The sequence below is a fragment of the Achromobacter sp. ACM02 genome, assembly GCF_014851605.1.
Classification (GTDB): Bacteria; Pseudomonadota; Gammaproteobacteria; order Burkholderiales; family Burkholderiaceae_B; genus Achromobacter; species Achromobacter aegrifaciens.
This window is the reverse complement of sequence record NZ_JACUZY010000011.1, coordinates 157421-179637: the sequence shown is the minus strand read 5'-3', so window position 1 is coordinate 179637 and position 22217 is coordinate 157421. Positions and strand designations below refer to the sequence as shown.

The following is a 22217-nucleotide window of genomic DNA, read 5'->3' as shown; positions in this document are numbered from 1 at the left end:
TCACATCAACCGAACCCGGCGCGCCTTGACGCGCGTCAAGCCTGCCTTCAGCCCAGCTGCTGGGCGGCGGCGAACAGATTGGTGCAGCGGGTGCCGGTGCGGCAGTACGCCAGGACCGGGCCGGGCAGCGTGCGCAACAGCTCGGCGAAACGCACCACGTCGGCGGCAGTCATGGCGCTGCCCACGACGGGCTGGTATTCGATCTGCAGGCCGGCGGCCAGGGCAGCCTTGGACACGTCTGCGGCGGTGGGCTGGTCCGGGCCGCCTTCGAAATCGGGACGGTTGATGATCACGCTCTTGTAGCCGGCGGCGGCGACGTCCGCCATGTCGTCCGGGCCGAGCTGGGGCGCGACGGCGAAATTCTGGGTCAGGGGTTTGATGGGTGCGGACATGGCGGTTCCTTCAATGGCTTCAAAGAGACAGCTTTCTATTATTGATTGCTGGAGACGTTTTGCGCGAAGATTTTTTCCAGATCGGTCCAGACGCCCCGATGATCGGCGATCGTGACCGAAAAGCGCAGCATCGTCGACGGCGCCTGGGACGGGGAAAACAGCGTGCCCGGCGCCAGCAGCATGCCGTGGTCGGCCGCCACGCGCGCCAGCGCCTCGGTATCGCGACCGTAGTCGGCCCAGACGAACATGCCGGCGTGCGGCTCGTGATGCACCGTCAGGCCCAGTTTCAGCAGTCCTTTCAGGCACCGCTGGCGGGCATCGTCCACCCGCAGGCGCACGCGCTCGATGTGGCGGCGGTACTGCCCTTCCATCAGCACCCGGTGGATCACCCGCTCGCCGAGTTCTGGCGAGGTCAGGCCGGCCAGCATCTTCAGGTCGGCGAGCTTCTGCAGGATCTCGGGATTCGCGGCCAGATAGCCCACCCGCAGGCTGGCCGCCAGCATCTTGGAATAGCCGCCCACCAGGATCACCCGCTTCAGGCGGTCCAGCGCGGCCAGCTTCATGGCGCCGCCTGGATGCAGTTCGCCGTAGGTGTCGTCCTCGACCACCAGGAAATCGTGGCGTTCGGCGATGCGCAGGATGTCGTAAGCGGCGCCGGCCGACAGCGTGTGGCCGGTGGGGTTGTGCACCGAACCGTTGATGATGAAGAGCTTGGGCTTGTGCTGGGCCGCCAGCTGTTCGAGCAGCGCCGTGTCGGGGCCGTCCGGGCCGCGCGGCACGCCGATCAGGCGCGCGCCGAAGGCGGCCAGCCGGCCGAAGATGACGAACCATGCCGGGTCTTCGACCAGTACGGTGTCGCCCGGTTTGACCAGGTGCCGCGCGATCAGGTCCAGCCCGTGCGTGACGCCGTTGGTCGTGAGCAGATTGAGTTCCGGATGCGCAGGCACGCCGTCGTTCTGCAGGAAGGCGGCGATCTGCTGGCGCAAGGGGCCGAAGCCCTGGGGATGCCCATAGCTGACCAGATGGCCGCGTACGGAGCGGCCCACGGCGCGCACCGCGCCTGCCACCATCTCGGGGTCCAGCCAGTCCGCGGGCAGCAGTCCCGCGCCGCCGGGCATGCCTGAAGGATTGGTGTCGCGGAACATGCTGCGCAGCAGCCAGGCGACGTCGATCCGCGCAGGCGGCGTGAACGCCGCGGGCGCCGCGCTGGCCACGGCGGCCAGTTGCCCGCTGCGCGCCCGTACGAAGAATCCCGCGCCGCGCCGCGACTGCACCAGGCCGCGGGCCACCAGGCGGTCGTAGGCCTCGACCACGGTGAAGCGGCTGACGCCCGACTGTTCGGCCATCTTGCGGATCGACGGCAGGCGGGTGCCGGGCCGCAGGCCCTGTTCATCGATGCGGCGCGCCAGCCCGTCGGCCAATTGCGCCACCAGGGTGGCGTCGGCCTGGCGCACGGGCTGCCAAGGCATGGAGGCGGTCGCGGCGGAAGCAACTGTCATGGGGATTTCACCAGGCCAGTGATTAAAGTGATATGCAAAAGTGTACCGGTACTGTACCGACAACTATGCGTAGAGTGACAGCAATGCCGAAAACCCGCAATAGCGGATGGGCGCGATGCCCGCGGCGTTCCCCTACCTTGGTGGCTGCGATGACCCGTCCCGCTTTCTATCCGACCTCCCAGGCTGCGCCTGGCGCCCCCGCTGGGCTATGGGAGGGGTACGGCTATGGTTTTCTGGGAGTGCTGGTCTTTTCCCTGACGCTGCCCATGACGCGCCTGGCGGTCGGCGAGCTGGCGCCGCTGCTGGTGGGACTGGGCCGCGCGCTGCTGGCGGCCGTGCCGGCGATTGCCGTGCTCTGGCTGACGCGCGCCCGCCGGCCCAACCGCGAGGAATGGCCCGGCGTGATCCTGGCCGCCCTGGGCATCGTGGTGGGCTGGCCGCTAGCGTCCTCGCTCGCCATGCAGACCGTGCCCGCGTCGCAGGGCGCCGTCTTCAATGGGCTGCTGCCCCTGTCGACCGCGGCCTTTGCCGCGCTGCGCAGCGGTGAGCGCCCCTCGCCCGCCTTCTGGGCCTGGGCCGTGCTGGGCGCCGCGCTGGTGACGGCCTATGCGCTGCGCCAAGGCGAAGGCGCCCTGCAGACGGGCTATCTGTGGCTGCTGCTGGCCGTGTTGCTGGGCGGCCTGGGCTATGCCGAAGGCGCGCGCGCTTCCCGCACGCTGGGCGGCGGGCGCACCATCTGCTGGGCCCTGGTGATCAGCGCCCCCGTGGTGGCCGCGCCAGTCGGCTGGATGGCGGCGCAGCAGGCCAGCTGGCCCAGCGCCCCGGTGATCTACGCCAGCGCCTATCTGGCGCTGGGATCGATGTTCCTGGGCTTTTTTGCCTGGTATCGCGGCCTGGCCGTGGGCGGCATCGCCCGGGTCGGCCAGGTGCAGTTGCTGCAACCGTTCCTGACGGTGGTGGCGGCCGCATTGTTGTTTGGCGAATCGGTGGAACCGGCGACGTATGTCTTCGCCGCTGCCGTGATCGCCGTCATCGCCGGCGGACGCCGCGCCATCGTCAGGACCAAAGAATGAATCTGCTCCCCTCCAACTGGGCCGACGTGCCTCTGATGTCCCTGTCCTTGCTGGGCCCCCTGGCCATGTTCGCGCTGGTCAGCTCCATTACGCCCGGACCCAACAACGTAATGCTGGCCTCGTCCGGCCTGAATTTCGGCTTCCGCCGCAGCGTGCCGCATCTGCTGGGCGTGAACCTGGGCTTCACCTTCATGATCTTCCTGGTGGGCATCGGACTGGGCTCGGTGTTCCAGCAGGTGCCGCAGTTGTACACCGTGCTGAAGTACGCGGGCGCGGCCTATCTGCTGTACCTGGCGTGGAAGATCGCGAATTCAGGTGAAATGGACGACGGCGAGACGCGCGGCAAGCCGTTCACCTTCCTGCAGGCCGCCGCCTTCCAGTGGGTCAACCCCAAGGCCTGGGTCATGGCCGTGGGCGTGATCGCCACCTACACGCCGCAGAACGGTTTCTTCGCCAATCTGGTCATCGCCACCGTAGTCTGCGGCATCGTCAACCTGCCCAGCATCGGCATCTGGGTGACCTTCGGCACGGCGCTGCGCCGCGTGCTGCACAAGCCCTGGGCGATCCGCGCCTTCAATGTGGGCATGGCGCTGCTGCTGGTAGCGTCGCTGTATCCGGTGGCGCTGGAAATGCTGCACTGACACGGCCCTCAGGCCAGCAATCCCACAACCACGGCGGGCGTGACCAGCACATTGAACAGGCCCGCCATCACCATCACCAGGCCCGCGACGGCGCCCTCATCGGCCGCCAGCTCGCGGGCCTTGGCCGTTCCGGCGCCATGCGCACCCATGCCGAACAACGCGCCGCGCGCCAGCGCCGAGCGCAGCGGCAGCCAGCGCCGCATCAACTGGCCCATGGCCGCGCCGAACACGCCCGTAACGATCACGAAGACGGCGGTCAGGTCCGGCACGCCGCCCACGTGCGACGACACGGCCACCGCGAACGGCGTGGCCACCGAACGCGGCAGCAGGCTCAGGCGCAGGTCCGGCGACAGGCCCAGCAAGCTGCCCAGCATCCAGGCGCTGGCGCCTGCGATCAGGCTGCCCACCGCCACGCCCGCCACCAGCACGGGCCAGTAGCGGCGGATCAGCGCGCGCTGTTCGTACAAGGGCAGCGCGAAGGCGACGATGACCGGCCCCAGCATCCCCATCAGCCAGTGCGACCCCGCCATGTAGTCCCGGTAGCCGGTGTGCAGCGCAAGCGCAAGCGCCAGCAACAGCGCGGGCGCCACCACCAGGGTCGACGTGCACCAGTAGGCGTAGCGCCGGTAGAACAGGCGCGCGCAGACATAGGCCAGCACCGTCGCGGCGGGCCAGAACAACAAGTTGAAATCAGCTGGCATGGCGGTTCATCCAGCGGTAGCAGAGATCGATGGTCAAGGCCGTGCCCGTCATCACCAGGGCCGTGCCCAGCAGGATGACGGCCAGCAGCTTCAGGCCCAGCACGCCCAGGAATTCGCGGTGGTCCAGCAGCGACATGACGGCCGGCACGAAGAACAGCAGCATCTCGCCCAGCAGCCAGCTGGCGCCGCGATGCACGTTGCGCACCCGCAGGCGGCGCGTGGCCAGCAGCAACAGCACCAGCGCCATGCCGATGACGCCGCCCGGCACGGGCAGCCCCAGCAACTGGGCCAGCGCCTGACCCAGCAGGGAGAAGAGGACCAGCAGGCAGATTTGCAGCACGCGGCTGCGGCGCAGCTTGCTGCGTAGAAGAATGGCGAGACGTGGGCGAGACATGAGACGAAGTTCCTGCGGCAAGCAGATGTTTTACGCCTGCGCCGCCCATAGATAAAATGAATTCGTTGAATTCAGGCCATTCCAATAAGGCATAAATATGGAACTGCGTCCCCTGCGCGCCTTGGTCGAAGTGGTCCGCCAGGGCGGTTTCTCCCAGGCCGCCAAGACCATCTTCGCGACCCAGCCCACCGTGAGCAAAGCCGTGCGGCAACTGGAAGACGAACTGGGCATGCCGTTGCTGGACCGCCACGCCCAGCCGCCGCGGCTGACCGCCGCCGGCGAAATCGTCTACCGCCGAGCCGTCGCCATGCTGGCGCAGCGCGACGATCTGCACGCCGAGCTGGACGAACTGAAGGGGCTCAAGCGCGGCGTGCTGCGCCTGGGCCTGCCGCCGCTGGGCAGCAGCACGCTGTTCGCACCCATGTTTGCGCGCTTTCGCAGCCGCTATCCGCAGATTGAAATCAGTCTGGTGGAACACGGCAGCCGCCGGCTGGAGGAAATGGTGATGGCCGGCGAGATCGAACTGGCCGCCTCGCTCAAACCGGTGCCCGACATCTTCGAATGGCAGCCCGTGGCGCGCGAGCCGCTGGTGGCGCTGATGCCGGCCGACCACCCCAAGGCGCATGCTGAAACCGTCGGGCTGAGCGACTTGCGGGACACGCCTTTCATTCTGTTCGAGACGGGCTTCGCCCTGAACCGCATCATCCACGACGCCTGCCAGCGCGCCGGCTTCGCCCCTGCCGTTGCCGCGCGCAGCGGCCAGATCGATTTCATCGCGGCGCTGGTGGCGGCCGGCCTGGGGGTGGCCTTCCTGCCACGCCTGAAGGCCCGCGAAGAGCTGCACGCCGGCGTGGCGCGGGTGCCGCTGCGCGATGCCGGCACGGACTGGGAGATGGTGCAGGTGTGGCGGCGCGGCGGTTACCTGTCGCATGCCGCCCAGGCCTGGCTGGCCCTGACCCGCGAAGTCCATCCCGAAGTATGCTGATGCCGGAACCCAGCCGCCTCGCCCGGGTCACATAATCCATGCCAGCCTTCCCCCGCCTCTCTCCCCGCCGCCTGTTCGCCGTTGCCCTCTTGGCCGGCGCCAGCGTCGTCGGCTGCACCCAGCTCGATTCCTGGCAGCGGCAGACCATTTTCTCCCCCCAGTCCGAACCGCAAACGTGGTGGCGCGAGCCCGCCGCCGGCACCCAGGTTTACGACCTGACGCTGGCCGGCGGCGACAAGGTGCGCGCCTGGTACTGGCAAAGTCCCCAAGCCGGCGCGCCCACCGTGCTGTACCTGCATGGCGCACGCTGGAACCTGAACGGCAGCGCCTTCCGCATCGACGGCTGGACGCGCATGGGCTATTCCGTGCTGGCTATCGACTACCGCGGCTTCGGCGCCTCGACCCCGCGCCTGCCGTCCGAGGAAAGCGCGCTGGAAGACGCAATGGCCGGGTTGAAGGAGCTGGCCCGCATCCAGCCCGATCCGGCGCGCCGTTTCATCTACGGCCACAGCCTGGGCGGCGCGATCGCGATTGACCTGGCCGCGCGCCCCGAACAGCCGGCCTTCGCCGGGCTGATCGTGGAATCCAGCTTCACCAGCATCGGCGCGATGCTTGCCACGCTGCGCTGGGGCAAGGTGCCCGGCGCCAGCCTGCTGGTCACGCAGCCGTTCGCCTCGGTGGAAAAGCTTGCGCGCATGCACACGCCCATGCTGTTCATGCACGGCACCGCCGACCGCGTGGTGCCGCACACCATGAGCGACGAGCTCTACGCCGCCGCCAGCAACGTCGCGCCCGAGCTCAAGCGCCTGGTCAAGATCGAAGGCGCCTCGCATTCCGGCGCCTTCCGCAGCGGCGCGCAGTATGAAACCGCGGTGAAGACTTTCATGCAGGACGCGAGCCGCGCGTATCCGCGCAAGGCAGGCTGACAGCCCTCCGCGTCGACGCGGCAGGCTCGGACTGCCTGCCCACGCCTCCTTAGCGCGCTTCCCTTTCGTGACCCGCCCCGCGGAAAGACACGCGCCGCGCTGGCCCCACGCCGAAAGCAATGCCCTCTTGGGAAATCCCCCCGGGTTGACCCGCCCCGGGAAATCCCCGAATCAAAATATCTTCTAAATATATTTATCAGATATTAGACTTTGCACCTGCTCGCCGCTCCGCCATTGAAGCGACGGCATCTTGAGGAGAAGCCAGTTGAGTAACGTGCATTGGCAGGGCGTCTTCCCTGCCGTAACGAGTAAGTTCCATGCCGACGAGACCCTCGACTTCGAGGCGATGCGCAAGCACTTCGGCTTCCTGATCGACAACGGCGTACACGGCCTGGTCACCTGCGGTTCGCTGGGCGAAGCCAGCACCCTGACCCTGGAAGAAAAGCTGGAAGTGACGCGCTGCGCGGTGGAAGTCAGCGCCGGCCGCATTCCGGTCCTGGCCAACGTGTCCGAGACCAGTACCCGCGAAGCGCTGCGCTTCATCAAGGCCGCCGTGGAACTGGGCGTGGACGGCTTCATGCTGATGCCCTCGCTGATCTACGTGGCGGACTCGCGCGAAGCGATGCAGAGCATCCGCACGATGGCCGAGGCCGCGCAGAAGCCCTGCATGATCTACAACAACCCGGTCGCGTACCGCGTGGATCTCAAGCCCGAGCACATGGCCGAACTGGCCGACTGCAAGTGGCTGGTCGCCATCAAGGAAAGCAGCGACGACGTGCGCCGCCTGACCGACCTGCGCAACGCGCTAGGCACGCGCTATCAGCTGTTCATCGGCGTGGACGACCTGTCGTTCGAGGCGCTGGCGCTGGGCGCGGACGGCCTGCTCGCCGGGCTGGTCACCGCCTTCCCGCGCGAAACCGTGGCCCTGTACGACCTGATGAAGGCCGGCAAGTGGCAGGAAGCGCTGGCGCTGTATCAGTGGTTCACGCCACTGTTGCACCTGGATGTCTCGACCAAGCTGGTGCAGAACATCAAGCTGGCCGAGACCCTGGCCGGCGTGGGCAATGAGCACGTGCGCCGCCCGCGCCTGCCGCTGGCCGGCGCCGAACGCGAACGCTGCGCCGCCATCATCCAGGCCTCTCTGGCCAAGCGCCCCGCGCAGTACCAGTCGAAGTAAGGCCGGGCTCCGGAAGAAGCACGAACCTCCTGGCGCGTGGCGGGACCGCGACGCGCCAGGGCCTGTCCCCAGCAAGCCCAACGGACATCATGCAAAGCGACATCATTCTTCAGACACGGGGCCTGAGCAAGGAATTCCGCGGCTTCGTGGCCGTCAACAACGTCGACATGAGCGTGCGCCGCGGCGCCATCCACGCGCTCATCGGCCCCAACGGCGCGGGCAAGACCACCTTCTTCAATCTGCTGACCAAGTTCCACATCCCGACGCGCGGCGAGATCCTGTACGACGGCGTGGACATCACGCAGGAACGCCCCGCGCAGACCGCGCGCCGCGGCATCGTGCGCTCGTTCCAGATTTCCGCCGTCTTTCCGCAGCTGTCGGTGCGCGAGAACGTGCGCGTGGCCCTGCAGCGCAAGCTGGGCGTGGACTATTGCTTCTGGCGGTCGGAACGCACGCTGGAAAGCCTGCACCACCGCGTCGAGGAACTGCTGGATCAGGTCGGCCTGCGCACGCACCTGGACGTGGCCGCGGGCGACCTGCCCTATGGCCGCAAGCGCACGCTGGAAATCGCGACCACCCTGGCGCTCGAACCCGAGCTGCTGCTGCTGGACGAACCGACGCAAGGCATGGGCCACGAGGACGTGGACCGGGTCAAGCATCTGATCAAGCAGGTCAGCGCGGGCCGCACCATCCTCATGGTCGAACACAACATGAAAGTGGTGGCGGACATCTCCGACACCATCACCGTGCTGCAGCGGGGCGAGATCCTGGCCGAAGGCCCCTACGCGACCGTATCGGAAAACCCGGCGGTGCGCGAAGCCTACATGGGAGCCGAAGATGAATGAAGCCGCCGCAGCCTCCAGCATGCTGGAGATCCGCAACCTGCACGCCTGGTACGGCGAATCGCACATCCTGCACGGCATCGATCTGGACGTGAAGCCCGGCGAATGCGTGACCCTGCTGGGCAGGAACGGCGCGGGCCGCAGCTCCACGCTGAAGTCCATCCTGGGCCTGGTGGGCCGGCGCAGCGGCTCAATCAGGATCCAGGGCCAGGAGACCGTCGGCCTGCCGCCCCACAAGATCGCGCGCCGCGGCATCGGCTATTGCCCTGAAGAGCGCGGCATCTATGCATCCTTGACCGCCGAGGAAAACCTCATGCTGCTGCCCTCGGTAGGGCCGGACGGCATGTCGGTGGCAGAGATCTACGACATGTTCCCCAACCTGAAAGAACGCGCGCACAGCCCCGGCACGCGCCTGTCGGGCGGCGAACAGCAGATGCTGGCGATGGCGCGCATCCTGCGCACCGGCGCCCGCCTGCTATTGCTGGATGAAATCACGGAAGGCCTGGCCCCCGTCATCGTGCAGTCCCTGGGCCGCGTGATCCGGCAATTGAAAGAGCGCGGCTACACCACCGTGCTGGTCGAGCAGAACTTCCGCTTTGCCCAGCACCTGGCCGACCGCCATTACGTCATCGAGCACGGCCAGGTGGTGGCGGTGATAGACCGCGCCGAAGTCCAGCAATCGCAGGACAGGTTGAACGCCCTGCTCGGCATTTGAGTTTTCCAGACGCATTCCTTCCGACCGCAGTCCCCTTCCTACACGGAGCGTAGTCAGATGAAATTGAATCGAATCTCAGCAGCGCTGTTCGCCATCGGCATGATCGGCGCCGCCCAGGCCCAGACCAAGGTCAGCGATGACGTGGTCAAGATCGGCGTCCTGACCGACCTGTCCGGCGTCTATTCCGACCTGGCCGGCAACGGCTCCGTGATCGCGGCCCGCATGGCCGCCGAGGAAATGGGCAACAAGGTGCTGGGCAAGCCGGTGGAAGTGGTTTCCGCCGACCACCAGAACAAGCCCGACGTCGCGGCCAACCTGGCCCGCGAATGGTTCGACCAGGGCAAGGTCGACATGATCACCGACTTCCCCACCGCGTCCACCGCGCTGGCGGTGATGGAAATCGCCAAGCAGAAGAACCGCGTGACCATGCCGTCGGCGGGCCTGTCCACCGCGATCCTGGGCGAAAAGTGCTCGCCGTTGAACGCCCAATGGACCACCAACACCTACGCCCTGGCCGCCGGCACCGCACGCGCGCTGGTCAAGGAAGGCAAGAAGAGCTGGTACTTCATCACCGCCGACTACACCTTCGGCCACTCGCTTGAAAAGGACGGCACCGAAGTCATCCAGGAGAACGGCGGCAATGTGGTGGGCGTGTCGCGCCATCCCTTCCCCGGCAACGACTTCTCTTCCTTCCTGCTGAAGGCGCAGGCCTCCAAGGCCGACGTGATCGCGTTGGCCAACGCCGGCAACGACACGGTCAACGCGGTCAAGCAGGCCAACGAGTTCGGCATCAACAAGAAGCAGATCGTGGCGCCGCTGCTCACCTACATCTCGGACGTGCACAGCATGGGCCTGGCCAAGGCGCAGGGCATGTACCTGACCGAAGCCTTCTATTGGGACTATGACGACGCTTCGCGCGCCTGGGCCCAGAAGTTCTTTGAAAAGGCCAAGAAGATGCCGACCGCCTCGCAGGCCGGCGTGTATTCGGCCACGCTGTCGTACCTGAAGGCGATCGAAGCCGCCGGCACCGACGACGCACCCGCCGTGATGGCCAAGCTGCGCGAAATGACCATCAACGACGCCGTGATCCGCAACGGCAAGCTGCGCGCCGACGGCGCGCTGGTGCACGACATGCTGCTGCTGCAGGTCAAGACGCCCAAGGAGTCCAAGGCGCCGTGGGACTACTACAACGTGAAGTCGGTGCTCAAGGGCGAGGACGTGTTCCCCAAGCCCCAGGCCGCGTGCTCGTTGAACAAGACCTGATGCCGCCACGCGCCGCACGCACAGCGTGCGGCGCCGGCTGCCATGGCCGCGGCGCACCGCCGCGCGCTTCCCGGAAATCGACGCGACACCTTTCCGCCCGCCGCCTACCATGTTCGACATCTCGCTTTCCGCCTTGCTCGCCCAACTGCTGGTGGGCCTGATCAACGGCTGCTTCTACGCCATCCTCAGCATGGGGCTGGCCATCATCTTCGGCCTGCTCAACATCGTCAATTTCACGCACGGCGCCCAGTTCATGATGGCGGCGTTCCTGGCCTGGATCGGCTTCACGCAGCTGCCGCAGTTGCTTGGGCCGGGCGTGCAGATCAACTTCTGGGCCGCGCTGATCCTGGCTCCCCTGCTGGTGGGGCTGGTGGGGGTCGTGATCGAGAAGACGCTGCTCAAGCGCCTGTACCACCTGGACCACCTGTACGGCCTCTTGCTGACCTTCGGCATCGCGCTGATGATGGAAGGCGGCTTTCGCTACTTCTACGGCATTTCAGGGGTGGGCTATGAGCCGCCCGAGGTTCTGCAGGGTGGCTTCGACCTGGGCTTCATGTTCCTGCCGGCCTATCGCGCGTTCGTGGTGGTGGCGTCCCTGGTGCTGTGCCTGGCCACCTGGTATCTGTTCGAACGCACCCGCCTGGGCGCCATGCTGCGCGCCGGCACCGAGAACCCCAGGCTGCTGCAGGCTTTCGGCGTGAACGTGCCAGTGATGATCACCCTGACCTACGGCTTCGGCGTGGCGCTGGCCGGCGTGGCCGGGGTGCTGGCCGCGCCCGTCATGCAGATCAACCCGCTGATGGGCTCGAACCTGTTGAACATCGTGTTCGCCGTGGTCGTGATCGGCGGGCTGGGCTCCATCATGGGCGCCATCGTCACCGGGCTGACGCTGGGCCTGCTGGAAGGGCTGACCAAGGTGTTCTATCCCGAAGCCTCGACGGTGGTCGTCTTCATCGTCATGGCGATCGTTCTGCTGACGCGCCCCGCCGGCCTGTTCGGCAAGGAGAAATAAGGTGCAGCGCATACCCTCCTCGATCCGCATCCTGGCGCTGCTGCTGGTGCCGGCCCTGCTGGTGCCGCTTTTCCCGCAGATCGTCTATCCCGTGTTCGTCATGAAGGTGCTGTGCTTTGCGCTGTTCGCGCTGGCCTTCAACCTGCTGACCGGTTTTACCGGCCTGGTGTCGTTCGGCCATGCCGCCTTCTTCGGCTGGGCCGGCTACGCGGCCGGCGAAATGATGATCCTGTTCGGCGCCCGCGGCCTGCCGCCCGAAATCGCCATCGCTTGCGGCGTGGCCATGGCCGCGGCCATCGGCTGGGCCATCGGCTGGCTGGCGATCCGGCGCACCGGCATCTATTTCGCGATGATCACGCTGGCGCTGTCGCAGGTGGCGTACTTCATGGCGGTGCAGGTGGGCTGGACGCGCGGCGAGGACGGCATGCAGGGCATCCCGCGCGGAAAGTTCCTGGGCCTGGTGGACCTGAGCGTGGACGCCAACATGTATTACTTCACGCTTGGGGTCTTCGTGCTGGGCTTTCTGTTCGTCTACCGGGTGATCCATTCGCCCTTCGGCCAGGTGCTCAAGACCATCCGGGACAACGCGCCGCGCGCCATATCGCTAGGTTACGATACAGACCGGTGCAAGCTGCTGGCCTTCGTGCTGTCGGCCTCGGTGGCCGGCCTGGCCGGTTCGCTGAAGGCGCTGGTGCTCCAGCTGGTTGCATTGAACGACGTTTCGCTCGCCACCTCCACCGAGGTGCTGCTGATGACGCTCCTGGGCGGCATCGGCACGGTATGGGGGCCGGTGGTGGGCGCGACGCTGGTCGTCAGCTTGCAGAACTATCTTGCCACCCTGGGCGACATCGTCACCATCGTCATCGGACTGATTTTCGTGTTGTGCGTGTCGTTCTTCCGGCGCGGATTCGTCGGCGAATGGCTGGCCTACACGCAGTGGCGCAAAACGAAGGAAAACAACAGTTGATGGCAGCAGCAGAATCCAAACGGCGCGCCGCCGATGTCGCCTACGACCAGATCGAAAGCATGATCGCCACGCTGCAATTGCAGCCGGGCAGCGCGGTCGTAGAAGCGGATCTGGTGGAAATGACCGGTCTGGGACGCACGCCGCTGCGCGAGGCGCTGCTGCGCATGGTGGCCGCCGGGCTGATACGCCAGGAACCGCGGCGCGGCCTGCGCGTGTCCATGATCCAGCTGGCGGACCACATGGACCTGATCCAGACCCGCCGGGCGCTGGAGCAGCTGATCGCGGCCAGCGCCGCGCGCCGCGCCACCCCGGCGCAGCGCAGCCAGATCGTGGATTGCGCGGCGCAGATGATCCAGGCGGCGGAAGGCGGCAATCTCGACAACTACATGCATGCCGACCAGATGCTGGACCACGTCTGCCACCAGGCCTGCCGCAACGCCTCGGCCGTGAATGCGGTGGCCCCTTTGATCATCCAGTGCCGCCGCTTCTGGTACGCCTACCAGCACGAGGGCGACATCGCCGAGGGCGCTCGCCGCCACATGCTGATGGCCGAGGGCATCGCCACCGGCAACGAGTCCGCGGCCATCAAGGGCGCGGACTCGCTGATGGACTACCTGGAGATGTTCACGCGCAAGGTGATTGACGCGTGACGGCCGGCGCGGCCTGCCCTTTGCGGCGGGCCAGCCACTGCAGGACCCGTGGCCGCGAGCGATCATAGGCCAGGTTGTAGAGGAAGGCGTAGGGCAGATAGAACAGCACCAGCGCGATATCCAGCACAAAGGCCTGCCACAGGCTGATGTCTAGCCACCAGGCCGCCAGCGGGATCACGATCAGGATCAGGCCCAGCTCGAAGCCGAAGGCATGCACCACGCGCAGCCGCAGCGTGCGGGTCCAGCCCATGCGGTTCTCGATGCGGTCAAAGCCGGCGTTGTAGATCATGTTCCAGACCAGCGCGATCCAGGCGATCACTGCCGTCAGCACGCCCATTTCGAACAGGGACTTGCCCATGGCCCAGGCGGCCGCCGGGGCGCACAGGCCGATGGCGATGATTTCGAACAGAAAGGCGTGGAGGAAACGTTCTTTAATGGATTTCTTGGCTTGCGTCATGACCCACCTGCGGTCGGTTGATACTCAGTGGCAGGGATTCTCGACGATATTTCCGTTACCATAAAGATAGTTTTCATCGGAAAAACCGATAACACCGGACATCCCACCCATGCGCCACTCCCTGGAATCCCTGGCGGCGTTCGCCCAGGTCGCCTCCGAAGGCACGTTTTCGGCTGCCGCCCGCAAGCTCGGGAAAAGCCAGTCCACGGTCAGTGAAACCATCGCCAACCTGGAAGTGGACCTGAACGTGACATTGTTCGACCGCAGCCAGCGCCAGCCCGCGCTAACCGAAGCCGGCCAGGTCCTGCTGGGCCAGGCCCTGCAAGTGCTGGCTGCCAACGATCGGCTGAACCGCAGCGCCAGCCAGCTGGCCGAGGGCCTGGAGCCCCGGCTGACGGTGGTGCTGTCCGACACATTCCAGTCCGAGACCTTCGACACCATGCTCAGCCAGATCGACCGGCGCTATCCGGCGCTGCGCTTCGAATGCCTGATCGCGGAATACGAGGACGTGGTGGCGCTGGTGCAGCAGGGCCGCGCGCACCTGGGACTGATGGCCGCCCAGGACAGCTACCCGCCCGACGTGGCGCACGCGACGCTGGCGGAGCTGTCTGAGATCGTCCTGTGCGTGGGCCGCGGGCATCCGCTGGCCCAGCTGCCGCAGGTCACGCAAGACCAGCTGAAGTCCGAACGCGCGCTACGCCTGAGCACTTACGAGCTGGGCGACAAGGACGCCGAGCCTGCCTATGCGACCTGGTCGGCGCCCGGCTATCTGATGCTGCTGGAAATGGCCAGCCGCGGATTCGGCTGGACCGAGCTGCCGCGCTGGATGATCCAGCGCTTCGGCCAGGATCAGCTGGTGGAGTTGAAGTCGCCGGGCTGGCCGCGCCACATCCGCGTCGATGCGGTCTGGTCACGGCGGCGCGCGCTGGGACCTGCGGGCGCCTGGCTGCTGCAGAGCCTGACGGGCGGCTAGAGCCAGCCCGCGCCGCAACGACCTTGCAGCCGATCAGCGCGCCGTGGCCGGCAAGCGCGAGATATGCACCCCGTTGGCGTTGAGCCAGTCGCCCAGCTTGGGGCTGGCCAGCACGTCGAATTCCGCGCGGCGCTGGCGTGACATGGCGCAGCCGTCCTGGTTGCCCATGGCCGGATGGCACATGAGCAGGTCGCAGTCGCGCGCATTGAACAGCCAGTTCTGCAGCAGATCCGCATAGCGGCGCTTGCCGCCTGCGAAACCATAGACGCCCAGCAGCCGGCGGTTGGTGCGCATGCCATCCTGGCGCGCTTGGCGCGCCAACGCCGCGGCGCCCAGCGCGCCGATGACACGCGCCTTGATGGCCTCCTTCATGGGAATGCCGAACTGCATGCCCGGCGCCGTCTGGCGCAGCCATGGCATACGGGCGCCGTAACGGCGCTTGAGCAGTTGCAGCAGGCGCTCGCGAATGCCGGGCAGTTGATGCACGTGCTGGTGACCGTCGACATAGTCGGGCGCGCGGCCGAACGCGGCCTCGAAGGCGTCGAACTGACGCTCCAGCTGCGCCTCGATCCACTCTCCGTCCAGCCTGCCCGTGTAGGCATTGAGGATCAGCCGGCTCAGCGTCGGCATGGGCTCGGCGCCGGGCACGAGCGCTTCGGTGAAGTTCACATGCAGGCCGATATCCACATTCAGCGGCGCCAGCCGCCTCGCATTGACCGCAAACGAAGGGCCCAGCGCGAGGCAGCTGACCGCGCTCAGGCGGCCCATGCCGGCCAGCGCAATCATGCCTTCATCGATGTCGGCATTCATGCCAAAATCGTCCCCGCAGACAACGATACGTTTGCTCATCGCTATACCTCTGACTTCCTTATCTTCACGGCTTTCATGCGCGCCCTGCTGCAACAAGTAAGCACTTTCATTGCTGTCGGATGCGCGGCCGCAGCCACCCATTGGGCTGTCGCCGTGGGTTGCGTCGAACTCTTCCGCCTGCCGCCCCTGGCCGCCAACCTCGTGGGCTGGCTGATCGCCTTCGCAGTGTCCTTCGCCGGCCATTACCGGCTTACATTCCGACATTCCAAAACTCCCTGGACGGTAGCAGCGCGCCGTTTCTTCTTTGTGTCAGCCGCAGGCTTTCTCATCAACGAAGCCACCTACGCCTGGCTACTGCACAACACTGCCATCCGCTACGACATCCTGCTGGCGCTGATCCTGCTCGGGCTTGCCGTGGCGACTTTCATCGTCAGCCGGTTCTGGGCGTTCCGCCACAAACCCGCTGCCTGAACGCCGCGTCCACGTCGACGCGCCACATCACGTACTTCACGCTGCTCACCACCGGCGCCAGCCCCTGCAGCGGCGGATAGGTGGGGTTGTCGGCCGCAGTGCCCCACACCCAGAAACGCGCGCCTTGCTCCGCCTGGCACAGACGCGCGGTGAACTCCGCGGGACTGAGCAATACCTCTCCGCCCGTCTCGGGATCGAACTGGGCGGCGTCGTACAACTCCTTGCGCCAGTTGTCGCGCACGGGGACCTCCGGGTTGCGCCAGTCGTCCACCACCCACGCAGGACGCGCCGCCCTTGCGTAGAGCGCCAGATCGAAGGGATAGGTGTGCAGCGAGACGAACGTATCGTCTGGCCGCGCCTGTTCCCGCACCACCCTGGCCAGCGGCTCCGCGCTGCCGCGCGCGTTGTTCGCCGCAATGCCCACCGCGATGACGCAGATGCCCGCCGCCAGGACCGCGCTCAGGCGCACCAGGCGAGTAGCACCCTCGGCATCGGCGCGCCTGGCCCCCTGGATCACTTCAGCCAGCAGAAAAGCCAGCGGCGCCAGCGCCGGCAGGACATAGCCCACGAGCTTGGACTGCGGCAGCGAAAAAAACACGAGCACGACGGCAAACCACACCAAAGCCAGGCGCCGCAGGCTGCGCGTAGGGCCCACCCAGAACGCCTGGCGCAATATGCCGCCGCCCCACAACGACCAGGGCAGGCTGAGCCCGACAATCACCGGCAGATAAAACCAGAACGGCTGCGCATTGTTGAAGCCGCTGGCCGCGAAACGCTGGAAATGCTGATAGACGAAGAAGTAGTCGTAAAAACCGGGATAGCGCAGCTGCATCAGCATGAACCACGGCGCCGCCACGGCGACGAACGCCAGCAGCGCAGGCGGCCAGCACAGCGCGGCCAGGCCGCGCCAGCGCCGCTCCCACAGCAGCCAGACCAGCAGGATCGCGCCCGGCAGCGCCAGGCCGATCAAGCCCTTGGCCAAGACCGCCAACGCCGCCAGCACGCCGGCCGCCACCGCCATCGCGCGCCATGCCTGCCCGCGCTCGACGCGCAGCGCCGTGTCCACGGCGGCCAGCACGCACAGCGTGATCAGGCCGGCAACCAGCATGTCCAGATTTGCGAACTGCGCGCCGCCATAGAAGAACGGCATGGTGGCGAGGACCAGCACCGTCAATGCGGCGGTCTCGGTATCGCGGTAGCGCCGCACGAAGCAATACAGGGCCGCCACGGCGCCCCACGCGGCCAGCCAGGAAGGCACCCGCGCCGCCCAGGGATGCACGCCGAACACCGAGAAGGACAGCTCGGTCAGCCAGTAATAGAGCGGCGGCTTGTGGAAGTACGGCATGCCGTCCAGCAAGGGCACCGCATGCGAGCCGCTGCGCAGCATGTCCCAGGCCACGCCTGCATAGCGCCCTTCATCGGGCAGGGTCAGGGGCCTGATCCAGGCCAGGAAGGCAAGCCACGCGCCTATCGCAAGCAGGAAGCGTCCTGCCGGCGGGGTCCAGTCGGAACGCCGCCAGAAAGTCGTGGCGGACATGTCAGCCCAGGCCTTTGCCCGGCCGGGAAGCCTGGCCCTGCCGGCGGCGCACGACGAAGAGCGGCCGTCCCTTCACTTCATCGAAGATGCGGGACACGTACTCGCCCACCACGCCCAAGGAAATCAAATTTACGCCGGCAAAGAACAGCACCGCCGTCACGATGGTCGTCCAACCGGAGACCTGGTTGCCGAAGAACAGGTACTCGCCGACCAGATAGGCCGCGTAGCTCAGCGCCAGCATGGCGAAGGCCACGCCGACCAGGCTGACCAGACGCAGCGGCCAGGTGGTGAAGGCGGTCAGGCCATCCAGCGCCAGCCGGAATAAGCGCATGCTGCCGAAGCGGCTGTCGCCGTGCATGCGTTCCTCGGGGGTATAGGCCAGGGCCTCGCCCTTGAAGCCGACCCAGGCGTACAGGCCCTTCATGAAACGGGTCCGTTCGGGCAGCGCGATCAGCGCGTCCACCACGCTGCGGTCCATCAGGCGGAAGTCGCCCGCGTGCGCCGGCACATCCACGCCGCGCGCGCCGCTCAACAGCTTGTAGAACCAGCGCGCGCCGGTGCGCTTGGCCCAGGATTCGTCGGCGCGGGTCTCGCGCACCGCGTAGACCATTTCGGCGCCGGCGGCCCAGCGCGCCAGCATCTGTTCGATCAAAGCAGGGGGATGCTGCAGATCGGCGTCCAGGCAGATCACGGCATTGCCGGTGGCGGCTTCCAGGCCGGCGCTGATCGCGGCTTCCTTGCCGAAGTTGCGCGACAGCTGCACGTAGCGGAAACCGTCGTGTTCGGTCCATTCGGCCATCAGCGCTTCCGTGCCGTCCGTGCTGCCGTCATCGGCCACGATGATCTCCCAGCTGGTGCAAAGCGCCTCCAGGCGGTTGCGCAGCAAAGGCAGCAGGACCCGCAGGTTTTCGCATTCGTTCAGGCAGGGAATCACGCAAGTCACGCAGGCGTCATACGGTACGGGCGCCTCGGCCGCCGGCCATACCGCTTCCAGAGGATACGATTTGGTCAACACTTGCGGGACGGCGGATTCGGACCGGAATTGGATGTGCATGGCTCTAGACTCGGAATGCAGGACTATGGCGAGCAGTATGCGAAGGGTGTCGTTGAATTTTCATAAAATGCGGCGCGCCCGACGATCCGGCAATCCAGGGCGAATTCTAGGGAGCCCCTCCCTGAAAACAATAAAGTCCCGTGAACCTGTGTCCCCAATTTGTGAAGCCCTGTAAAGCCTGAGGCCGTCCGTGCATCGGTAAAATGCGCCCGAGTTTTTTGTTTTCGCAGGTTGTCATGCAATATCAAATCCGGCTCATGCGGGCCAGCGACGTGGACGCCATCCTGGCTCTCCAGACCCTGGCCTACCCCGGTTTCCTGCTGGAAAGCGCGGATTTCTTCCAGAATCGCCTGGCGCTCGCCCCCGCGCACTGCTGGGTGGCGCAGCCCGCGGCCAGCTCCGATGCGCTGCTGGGCTACCTGATCTCCTATCCCTGGGATGCGGGACTGCCGCCCGCCCTGGACGTCGCGCTCGCGACGCTGCCGGCCGCGGCCGACCACTGGTTCCTGCACGACTGCGCCGTGGCGCCCTCGGCGCAAGGGCTGGGCGTGGGCCAGGCGCTACTGCGCGCCGCCGCCCGCAGCGCGCATGAGGGCGGCTTGCGCCGCGCGAGCCTAGTGTCACTGGAATCCGCCGTGGGTTATTGGCAGCGCCACGGCTACCTGCCGGTCAGCGCAGACAGCGCAGACAGCGCCGATCTGACCGAAAAACTGGCTGGCTACGGGCCGCGCGCGCAATACATGTCGCGCGCATTTCCGCTCTAGCCGCCCCGGCCGCGGCTGCCTGCGCCGCGGCTTTCCGCCCGCCCGGCTTCGCGCCGCGCGCCGCCTCCCTGCCCCCATGTACACCGCCCGCGCGGCGGACGTAACATAAGCCTCAGTCCGTGAGAGGCGGCAGGGTTCAAACAGCCAGAAAGTTCACCGTGCCCTGACAGGGCGCAAAGGTACCTATGATCTCGCTTACGCCCGTTCAATCACTGCTGGCATGCTGCCTCGTCCTGGTCATCGGACGCGTGCTCACCACCAGGATCGGCTTCCTCGCCCGCTACAGCATTCCGGACCCCATCGTCGGCGGCCTCCTGTTCGCCGTACTGGCCTACCTGCTGGCGACCTGGGGCGGCGTGTCCGTCTCGCTGGAAACCAGCATCAAGCCGACCTTGCTGCTGCTGTTCTTTGGCAGCATCGGCCTGACCGCCAACCTCAAGCTGCTGGCCAAGGGCGGCCCCAGGCTGATTGCCTTCCTGCTGGCCCTGATCCCGTTCCTGGTGCTGCAGAACGCCGTCGGGCTGGGCATGGCCTGGCTGCTGGACATGCATCCGCTGATGGGCCTTTTGGGCGGCACGATCACGCTGGTGGGCGGGCACGGCACGGGCGCGGCCTATGCCACGCGCTTCGCCGACTTCAACAACATCCAGGACGTGATGGCGCTGGCGATGACCGCCGCCACCCTGGGGCTGGTGCTGGGCGGCGTGGTGGGCGGGCCGGTGGCCGAATGGCTGATGCGGCGCCACAAGCTGGCCGGCAGCCTGGACCACGCGCCCGGCGACGGCCACGAGCCTGCGGACCTGACGGAAAACGCACCCGCGTCCTCTGCAGGCTCCTACATCGTGTCCCTGACCGCCGCACTGGTCTGCCTGGTGGTCGGCGGCTACCTGGCCGCCCTGGTCGAGGACGCCCCGGTCAGCCTGCCGAATTTCCTGTGGTGCCTGGCCACGGGCGTACTGATCCGCAACGGCGGCGAAAAGCTGGGTCTGAAGCTGGACGACCGCGCCACCGAAATCATCGGCACCATCTCGCTGTCGCTGTTCCTGGGCATGACGATGATGACGCTGGACCTGTCCAGCGTGGCGCGCCTGGCCGGCCCGCTGGCCCTGATGCTGGCGGTGCAGACCCTGGTGTGCGCGCTGTATGCCGCCTGGGTCGTGTTCCGCATGCTCAAGCGCGACTACGAAGCAGCCATCATGTCGGCCGCCTTCTGCGGCTTCGCGCTGGGCGCGACCGCCACCGCCATCGCCAATATGCAGGCGCTGACGCGGCGCCACGGCCCGGCGCCGGAAGCGTTCATCGTCGTGCCGGTCACCGGCGCCTTCCTGGTCGACATCCTCAACGTGATCGTGCTGACCTCGCTGATCTCCTTGCCGTTCGTGGGAGGTATGTGACCATGCTCAAACGTCTTGTCATTCTGAGCTTCTGCCTGCTGCTGGCGGCCTGCGGCCGCGCGCCCGACACCGATGCCCTGCGCGCCGACGTGGAACGCAGCCTGGCCACCGCCTACGGCGCGGATTTGTTCCGCATCGCCGAGATCAAGCGCATGGGCTCGGCCTCGGACAGCAGCGCCCCGGCGGGCGAAACCCGCCGCGTGGTCTATTACGACGTCGAACTGGACCTGGCGCGCAACATCACCCTGGGCGCCTGGGACCAGCCCGGCGCCGCCGCGCTGGTCACGCTGCTGGGCGCAGGTCCGCGCAGCATCAGCGGCGTGAAATCCGGCGGCAACCAGGCCGGCGACCGCATCGTCGCGCACGCCAGCGCCATCTACCGCCAGGAAGGCGACACCTGGAAGCTGGTGACCCCGGCCGGCTTCAAGGCGGCCGAGGCGCCCAACCTGGACACCGGCGCGCCGCCTCCCGTCACGCGCCAGCTGCTGGACACGCTGGACCAGATCACTCATTCGGTTTCCTACAGCGCCTCCAGCACCGCGCAGCACGTAGTGCAGCAGGAACTGGAACGCTCCGTGGCGCGCATCAATGGCCGGCTGGCCCGCATGCAACAGGGCTATCCGCTGGCCGGCGGTCCGGACCGCGGCGAGTATGTGGCGTTCGCGCGCGCCCTGAGCGACGTCGCTCGCAAGCAGCAGATCCGGGTCTCGCCGCTGATCACGGGCGGCGGCGCCGAGAACATCGCGCTGTTGCGCAGCGGCGACGCGGTGGTGGGGCTGGCCCAGGCCGACACGGCGCGGCTCGCCTATGACGGCAAGGGGCCGTTCGCCGGCCAGGGGCCTTTCACCGGTCTGCGCGCCCTGGGCAGCCTGTATCCGGAACTGGTCCATATCGTGGTCCGCGACGACGCCGCCCTGCGCGGCGTACGCGATCTCAAGGGCAAGACCATCGCCCTCGGACCGGAAGGCTCGGCGGTGCGCGCCACGCTGGAAACCGTGCTGGCCGCGCACGGCCTGCAAGCCGGCCGCGACTACACCGTGGCCGATACGCCCTTCACAGAGTCCCTGCCTGCGCTGAACTCCGGCAAGGTCGACGCCGCCGCCCAGGTCATCGGCGTGCCCGCCACGCCCTTGCGCGATGCGCTGACCCAGGCGCGACTGAAGCTGCTGCCGCTGGACCCTGCCGCCATCAAGACGCTGACCGGGGCCGAGGACAACGCGCTGATGCCGCTGGACATCGCCGCCGGCACCTACCCCAACCAGACGGAGCCTATCCCCACCGTGGGCATGGCGGCTCTGCTGCTCACCACCGCGGACCTGACCCGGGACGAGGCCCTGGTGATCGTGCGCGCGGTCTATGTGACCGGGCAGGACCTGCTGGCCGCGGGCTCGGCCCAGGGCGCTCAGGTGGGCCTGGCGACCGCCCGCCGCGGCCTGACCGTGCCGCTGCACGACGGCGCCCAGGAAGGGCTGGCCAAGCTTGAACAGGCCAAGCCGCAATAAAGCCGGTTGCGCTTATGA

At 67.0% G+C, this 22217-nt stretch carries 24 protein-coding genes; 16 read left to right on the top strand and 8 right to left on the bottom strand.

What is annotated here, in order from left to right; genetic code table 11:
- Window positions 1-47 precede the first annotated feature (47 nt).
- Entirely contained in the window at window positions 48-392 is a 345-nt protein-coding gene (locus tag IB258_RS27965; RefSeq protein WP_042796377.1) for a TIGR01244 family sulfur transferase, read from the bottom strand.
- A 38-nt stretch (window positions 393-430) separates the two neighbouring features.
- Window positions 431-1891, bottom strand: a complete 1461-nt coding sequence (locus IB258_RS27960) for a PLP-dependent aminotransferase family protein (RefSeq protein ID WP_054458490.1) — start codon at window positions 1889-1891, stop codon at window positions 431-433.
- 149 nt (window positions 1892-2040) lie between these two features.
- Between IB258_RS27960 and IB258_RS27955 the strand changes: the two genes are divergently transcribed.
- The gene (locus IB258_RS27955) at window positions 2041-2964 is read left to right on the top strand and encodes a DMT family transporter (RefSeq protein ID WP_054458489.1); all 924 of its coding nucleotides are present in this window, start codon (window positions 2041-2043) and stop codon (window positions 2962-2964) included.
- Window positions 2961-3605: a LysE family translocator gene (locus IB258_RS27950; protein WP_054458487.1), complete on the top strand. Its 645-nt coding sequence runs from the start codon at window positions 2961-2963 to the stop codon at window positions 3603-3605. The genes IB258_RS27955 and IB258_RS27950 overlap by 4 nt, the downstream gene beginning before the upstream one ends.
- An 8-nt stretch (window positions 3606-3613) precedes the next feature.
- On the opposite strand, the gene IB258_RS27945 is transcribed toward IB258_RS27950, so the two are convergent.
- Both IB258_RS27945 and IB258_RS27940 read right to left on the bottom strand, forming a co-directional pair.
- Window positions 3614-4306, bottom strand: a complete 693-nt coding sequence (locus tag IB258_RS27945) for an LrgB family protein (RefSeq protein ID WP_192353488.1) — start codon at window positions 4304-4306, stop codon at window positions 3614-3616.
- Window positions 4296-4700: a CidA/LrgA family protein gene (locus IB258_RS27940; protein WP_054458484.1), complete on the bottom strand. Its 405-nt coding sequence runs from the start codon at window positions 4698-4700 to the stop codon at window positions 4296-4298. Before IB258_RS27940 ends, IB258_RS27945 begins: the two co-directional genes overlap by 11 nt.
- Before the next feature lie 97 nt (window positions 4701-4797).
- Between IB258_RS27940 and IB258_RS27935 the strand changes: the two genes are divergently transcribed.
- The 9 genes from IB258_RS27935 to IB258_RS27895 all read left to right on the top strand — a co-directional run bounded on the left by IB258_RS27935 (window position 4798) and on the right by IB258_RS27895 (window position 13237).
- On the top strand, window positions 4798-5685 hold the full coding sequence (locus IB258_RS27935) for a LysR family transcriptional regulator (RefSeq protein WP_054458482.1): 888 nt from the start codon (window positions 4798-4800) through the stop codon (window positions 5683-5685).
- Between the two features lie 38 nt (window positions 5686-5723).
- Window positions 5724-6611: an alpha/beta hydrolase gene (locus tag IB258_RS27930; protein ID WP_119450679.1), complete on the top strand. Its 888-nt coding sequence runs from the start codon at window positions 5724-5726 to the stop codon at window positions 6609-6611.
- A 265-nt stretch (window positions 6612-6876) separates the two neighbouring features.
- Complete coding sequence (locus IB258_RS27925) at window positions 6877-7788, top strand: dihydrodipicolinate synthase family protein (protein ID WP_175161276.1); 912 nt, start codon at window positions 6877-6879, stop codon at window positions 7786-7788.
- Between the two features lie 89 nt (window positions 7789-7877).
- Window positions 7878-8633: an ABC transporter ATP-binding protein gene (locus IB258_RS27920; protein ID WP_082401334.1), complete on the top strand. Its 756-nt coding sequence runs from the start codon at window positions 7878-7880 to the stop codon at window positions 8631-8633.
- Complete coding sequence (locus tag IB258_RS27915; RefSeq protein WP_054458474.1) at window positions 8626-9345, top strand: ABC transporter ATP-binding protein; 720 nt, start codon at window positions 8626-8628, stop codon at window positions 9343-9345. The genes IB258_RS27920 and IB258_RS27915 overlap by 8 nt, the downstream gene beginning before the upstream one ends.
- 57 nt (window positions 9346-9402) lie before the next feature.
- Window positions 9403-10608: an ABC transporter substrate-binding protein gene (locus tag IB258_RS27910; RefSeq protein WP_054458472.1), complete on the top strand. Its 1206-nt coding sequence runs from the start codon at window positions 9403-9405 to the stop codon at window positions 10606-10608.
- A 109-nt stretch (window positions 10609-10717) separates the two neighbouring features.
- Window positions 10718-11620 (top strand): branched-chain amino acid ABC transporter permease, encoded by a 903-nt coding sequence (locus IB258_RS27905; RefSeq protein WP_054458471.1) that lies wholly within the window; start codon window positions 10718-10720, stop codon window positions 11618-11620.
- Window position 11621: 1 nt separating this feature from the next.
- On the top strand, window positions 11622-12587 hold the full coding sequence (locus IB258_RS27900; protein ID WP_125472389.1) for a branched-chain amino acid ABC transporter permease: 966 nt from the start codon (window positions 11622-11624) through the stop codon (window positions 12585-12587).
- Window positions 12587-13237: a GntR family transcriptional regulator gene (locus IB258_RS27895; RefSeq protein ID WP_054458468.1), complete on the top strand. Its 651-nt coding sequence runs from the start codon at window positions 12587-12589 to the stop codon at window positions 13235-13237. Before IB258_RS27900 ends, IB258_RS27895 begins: the two co-directional genes overlap by 1 nt.
- On the opposite strand, the gene IB258_RS27890 is transcribed toward IB258_RS27895, so the two are convergent.
- Window positions 13212-13694, bottom strand: a complete 483-nt coding sequence (locus IB258_RS27890; protein ID WP_054458466.1) for a multidrug/biocide efflux PACE transporter — start codon at window positions 13692-13694, stop codon at window positions 13212-13214. The genes IB258_RS27895 and IB258_RS27890 overlap by 26 nt on opposite strands.
- Window positions 13695-13803: 109 nt before the next feature.
- Between IB258_RS27890 and IB258_RS27885 the strand changes: the two genes are divergently transcribed.
- A complete protein-coding gene (locus IB258_RS27885) occupies window positions 13804-14667 on the top strand; it encodes a LysR family transcriptional regulator (protein ID WP_119450683.1) in 864 nt (287 codons plus the stop codon).
- Between the two features lie 33 nt (window positions 14668-14700).
- On the opposite strand, the gene IB258_RS27880 is transcribed toward IB258_RS27885, so the two are convergent.
- Window positions 14701-15516, bottom strand: coding sequence for a ChbG/HpnK family deacetylase (locus tag IB258_RS27880; protein ID WP_192353487.1), 816 nt, complete (start codon window positions 15514-15516; stop codon window positions 14701-14703).
- Between the two features lie 36 nt (window positions 15517-15552).
- Between IB258_RS27880 and IB258_RS27875 the strand changes: the two genes are divergently transcribed.
- Window positions 15553-15948, top strand: coding sequence for a GtrA family protein (locus IB258_RS27875; RefSeq protein ID WP_082401333.1), 396 nt, complete (start codon window positions 15553-15555; stop codon window positions 15946-15948).
- Here the strand turns inward: IB258_RS27875 and IB258_RS27870 are convergent.
- Complete coding sequence (locus IB258_RS27870) at window positions 15908-17485, bottom strand: glycosyltransferase family 39 protein (protein ID WP_192353486.1); 1578 nt, start codon at window positions 17483-17485, stop codon at window positions 15908-15910. The two genes, IB258_RS27875 and IB258_RS27870, sit on opposite strands and share 41 nt — an antisense overlap.
- A 1-nt stretch (window position 17486) precedes the next feature.
- Window positions 17487-18539, bottom strand: coding sequence for a glycosyltransferase family 2 protein (locus IB258_RS27865; protein ID WP_119450685.1), 1053 nt, complete (start codon window positions 18537-18539; stop codon window positions 17487-17489).
- Between the two features lie 257 nt (window positions 18540-18796).
- Between IB258_RS27865 and IB258_RS27860 the strand changes: the two genes are divergently transcribed.
- The 3 genes from IB258_RS27860 to IB258_RS27850 all read left to right on the top strand — a co-directional run bounded on the left by IB258_RS27860 (window position 18797) and on the right by IB258_RS27850 (window position 22199).
- Window positions 18797-19303 (top strand): GNAT family N-acetyltransferase, encoded by a 507-nt coding sequence (locus tag IB258_RS27860; RefSeq protein WP_192353496.1) that lies wholly within the window; start codon window positions 18797-18799, stop codon window positions 19301-19303.
- 185 nt (window positions 19304-19488) lie between these two features.
- Window positions 19489-20697 carry a sodium/glutamate symporter gene (gltS, locus tag IB258_RS27855; protein ID WP_054458457.1) on the top strand — a complete coding sequence of 403 codons (1209 nt, stop codon included), beginning with the start codon at window positions 19489-19491 and terminating at the stop codon, window positions 20695-20697.
- Complete coding sequence (locus tag IB258_RS27850) at window positions 20694-22199, top strand: TAXI family TRAP transporter solute-binding subunit (RefSeq protein WP_192353485.1); 1506 nt, start codon at window positions 20694-20696, stop codon at window positions 22197-22199. The genes gltS and IB258_RS27850 overlap by 4 nt, the downstream gene beginning before the upstream one ends.
- Window positions 22200-22217 lie beyond the last annotated feature (18 nt).

What these genes read in the sequence shown, in the direction of transcription:
- IB258_RS27965 (WP_042796377.1), bottom strand. Translation starts at nt 392, where the DNA reads ATGTCCGCACCCATCAAACCCCTGACCCAGAATTTCGCCGTCGCGCCC.
- IB258_RS27960 (WP_054458490.1), bottom strand. Translation starts at nt 1,891, where the DNA reads ATGACAGTTGCTTCCGCCGCGACCGCCTCCATGCCTTGGCAGCCCGTG.
- IB258_RS27955 (WP_054458489.1), top strand. Translation starts at nt 2,041, where the DNA reads ATGACCCGTCCCGCTTTCTATCCGACCTCCCAGGCTGCGCCTGGCGCC.
- IB258_RS27950 (WP_054458487.1), top strand. Translation starts at nt 2,961, where the DNA reads ATGAATCTGCTCCCCTCCAACTGGGCCGACGTGCCTCTGATGTCCCTG.
- IB258_RS27945 (WP_192353488.1), bottom strand. Translation starts at nt 4,306, where the DNA reads ATGCCAGCTGATTTCAACTTGTTGTTCTGGCCCGCCGCGACGGTGCTG.
- IB258_RS27940 (WP_054458484.1), bottom strand. Translation starts at nt 4,700, where the DNA reads ATGTCTCGCCCACGTCTCGCCATTCTTCTACGCAGCAAGCTGCGCCGC.
- IB258_RS27935 (WP_054458482.1), top strand. Translation starts at nt 4,798, where the DNA reads ATGGAACTGCGTCCCCTGCGCGCCTTGGTCGAAGTGGTCCGCCAGGGC.
- IB258_RS27930 (WP_119450679.1), top strand. Translation starts at nt 5,724, where the DNA reads ATGCCAGCCTTCCCCCGCCTCTCTCCCCGCCGCCTGTTCGCCGTTGCC.
- IB258_RS27920 (WP_082401334.1), top strand. Translation starts at nt 7,878, where the DNA reads ATGCAAAGCGACATCATTCTTCAGACACGGGGCCTGAGCAAGGAATTC.
- IB258_RS27915 (WP_054458474.1), top strand. Translation starts at nt 8,626, where the DNA reads ATGAATGAAGCCGCCGCAGCCTCCAGCATGCTGGAGATCCGCAACCTG.
- IB258_RS27910 (WP_054458472.1), top strand. Translation starts at nt 9,403, where the DNA reads ATGAAATTGAATCGAATCTCAGCAGCGCTGTTCGCCATCGGCATGATC.
- IB258_RS27905 (WP_054458471.1), top strand. Translation starts at nt 10,718, where the DNA reads ATGTTCGACATCTCGCTTTCCGCCTTGCTCGCCCAACTGCTGGTGGGC.
- IB258_RS27895 (WP_054458468.1), top strand. Translation starts at nt 12,587, where the DNA reads ATGGCAGCAGCAGAATCCAAACGGCGCGCCGCCGATGTCGCCTACGAC.
- IB258_RS27890 (WP_054458466.1), bottom strand. Translation starts at nt 13,694, where the DNA reads ATGACGCAAGCCAAGAAATCCATTAAAGAACGTTTCCTCCACGCCTTT.
- IB258_RS27885 (WP_119450683.1), top strand. Translation starts at nt 13,804, where the DNA reads ATGCGCCACTCCCTGGAATCCCTGGCGGCGTTCGCCCAGGTCGCCTCC.
- IB258_RS27880 (WP_192353487.1), bottom strand. Translation starts at nt 15,516, where the DNA reads ATGAGCAAACGTATCGTTGTCTGCGGGGACGATTTTGGCATGAATGCC.
- IB258_RS27875 (WP_082401333.1), top strand. Translation starts at nt 15,553, where the DNA reads ATGCGCGCCCTGCTGCAACAAGTAAGCACTTTCATTGCTGTCGGATGC.
- IB258_RS27870 (WP_192353486.1), bottom strand. Translation starts at nt 17,485, where the DNA reads ATGTCCGCCACGACTTTCTGGCGGCGTTCCGACTGGACCCCGCCGGCA.
- IB258_RS27865 (WP_119450685.1), bottom strand. Translation starts at nt 18,539, where the DNA reads ATGCACATCCAATTCCGGTCCGAATCCGCCGTCCCGCAAGTGTTGACC.
- IB258_RS27860 (WP_192353496.1), top strand. Translation starts at nt 18,797, where the DNA reads ATGCGGGCCAGCGACGTGGACGCCATCCTGGCTCTCCAGACCCTGGCC.
- gltS (WP_054458457.1), top strand. Translation starts at nt 19,489, where the DNA reads ATGATCTCGCTTACGCCCGTTCAATCACTGCTGGCATGCTGCCTCGTC.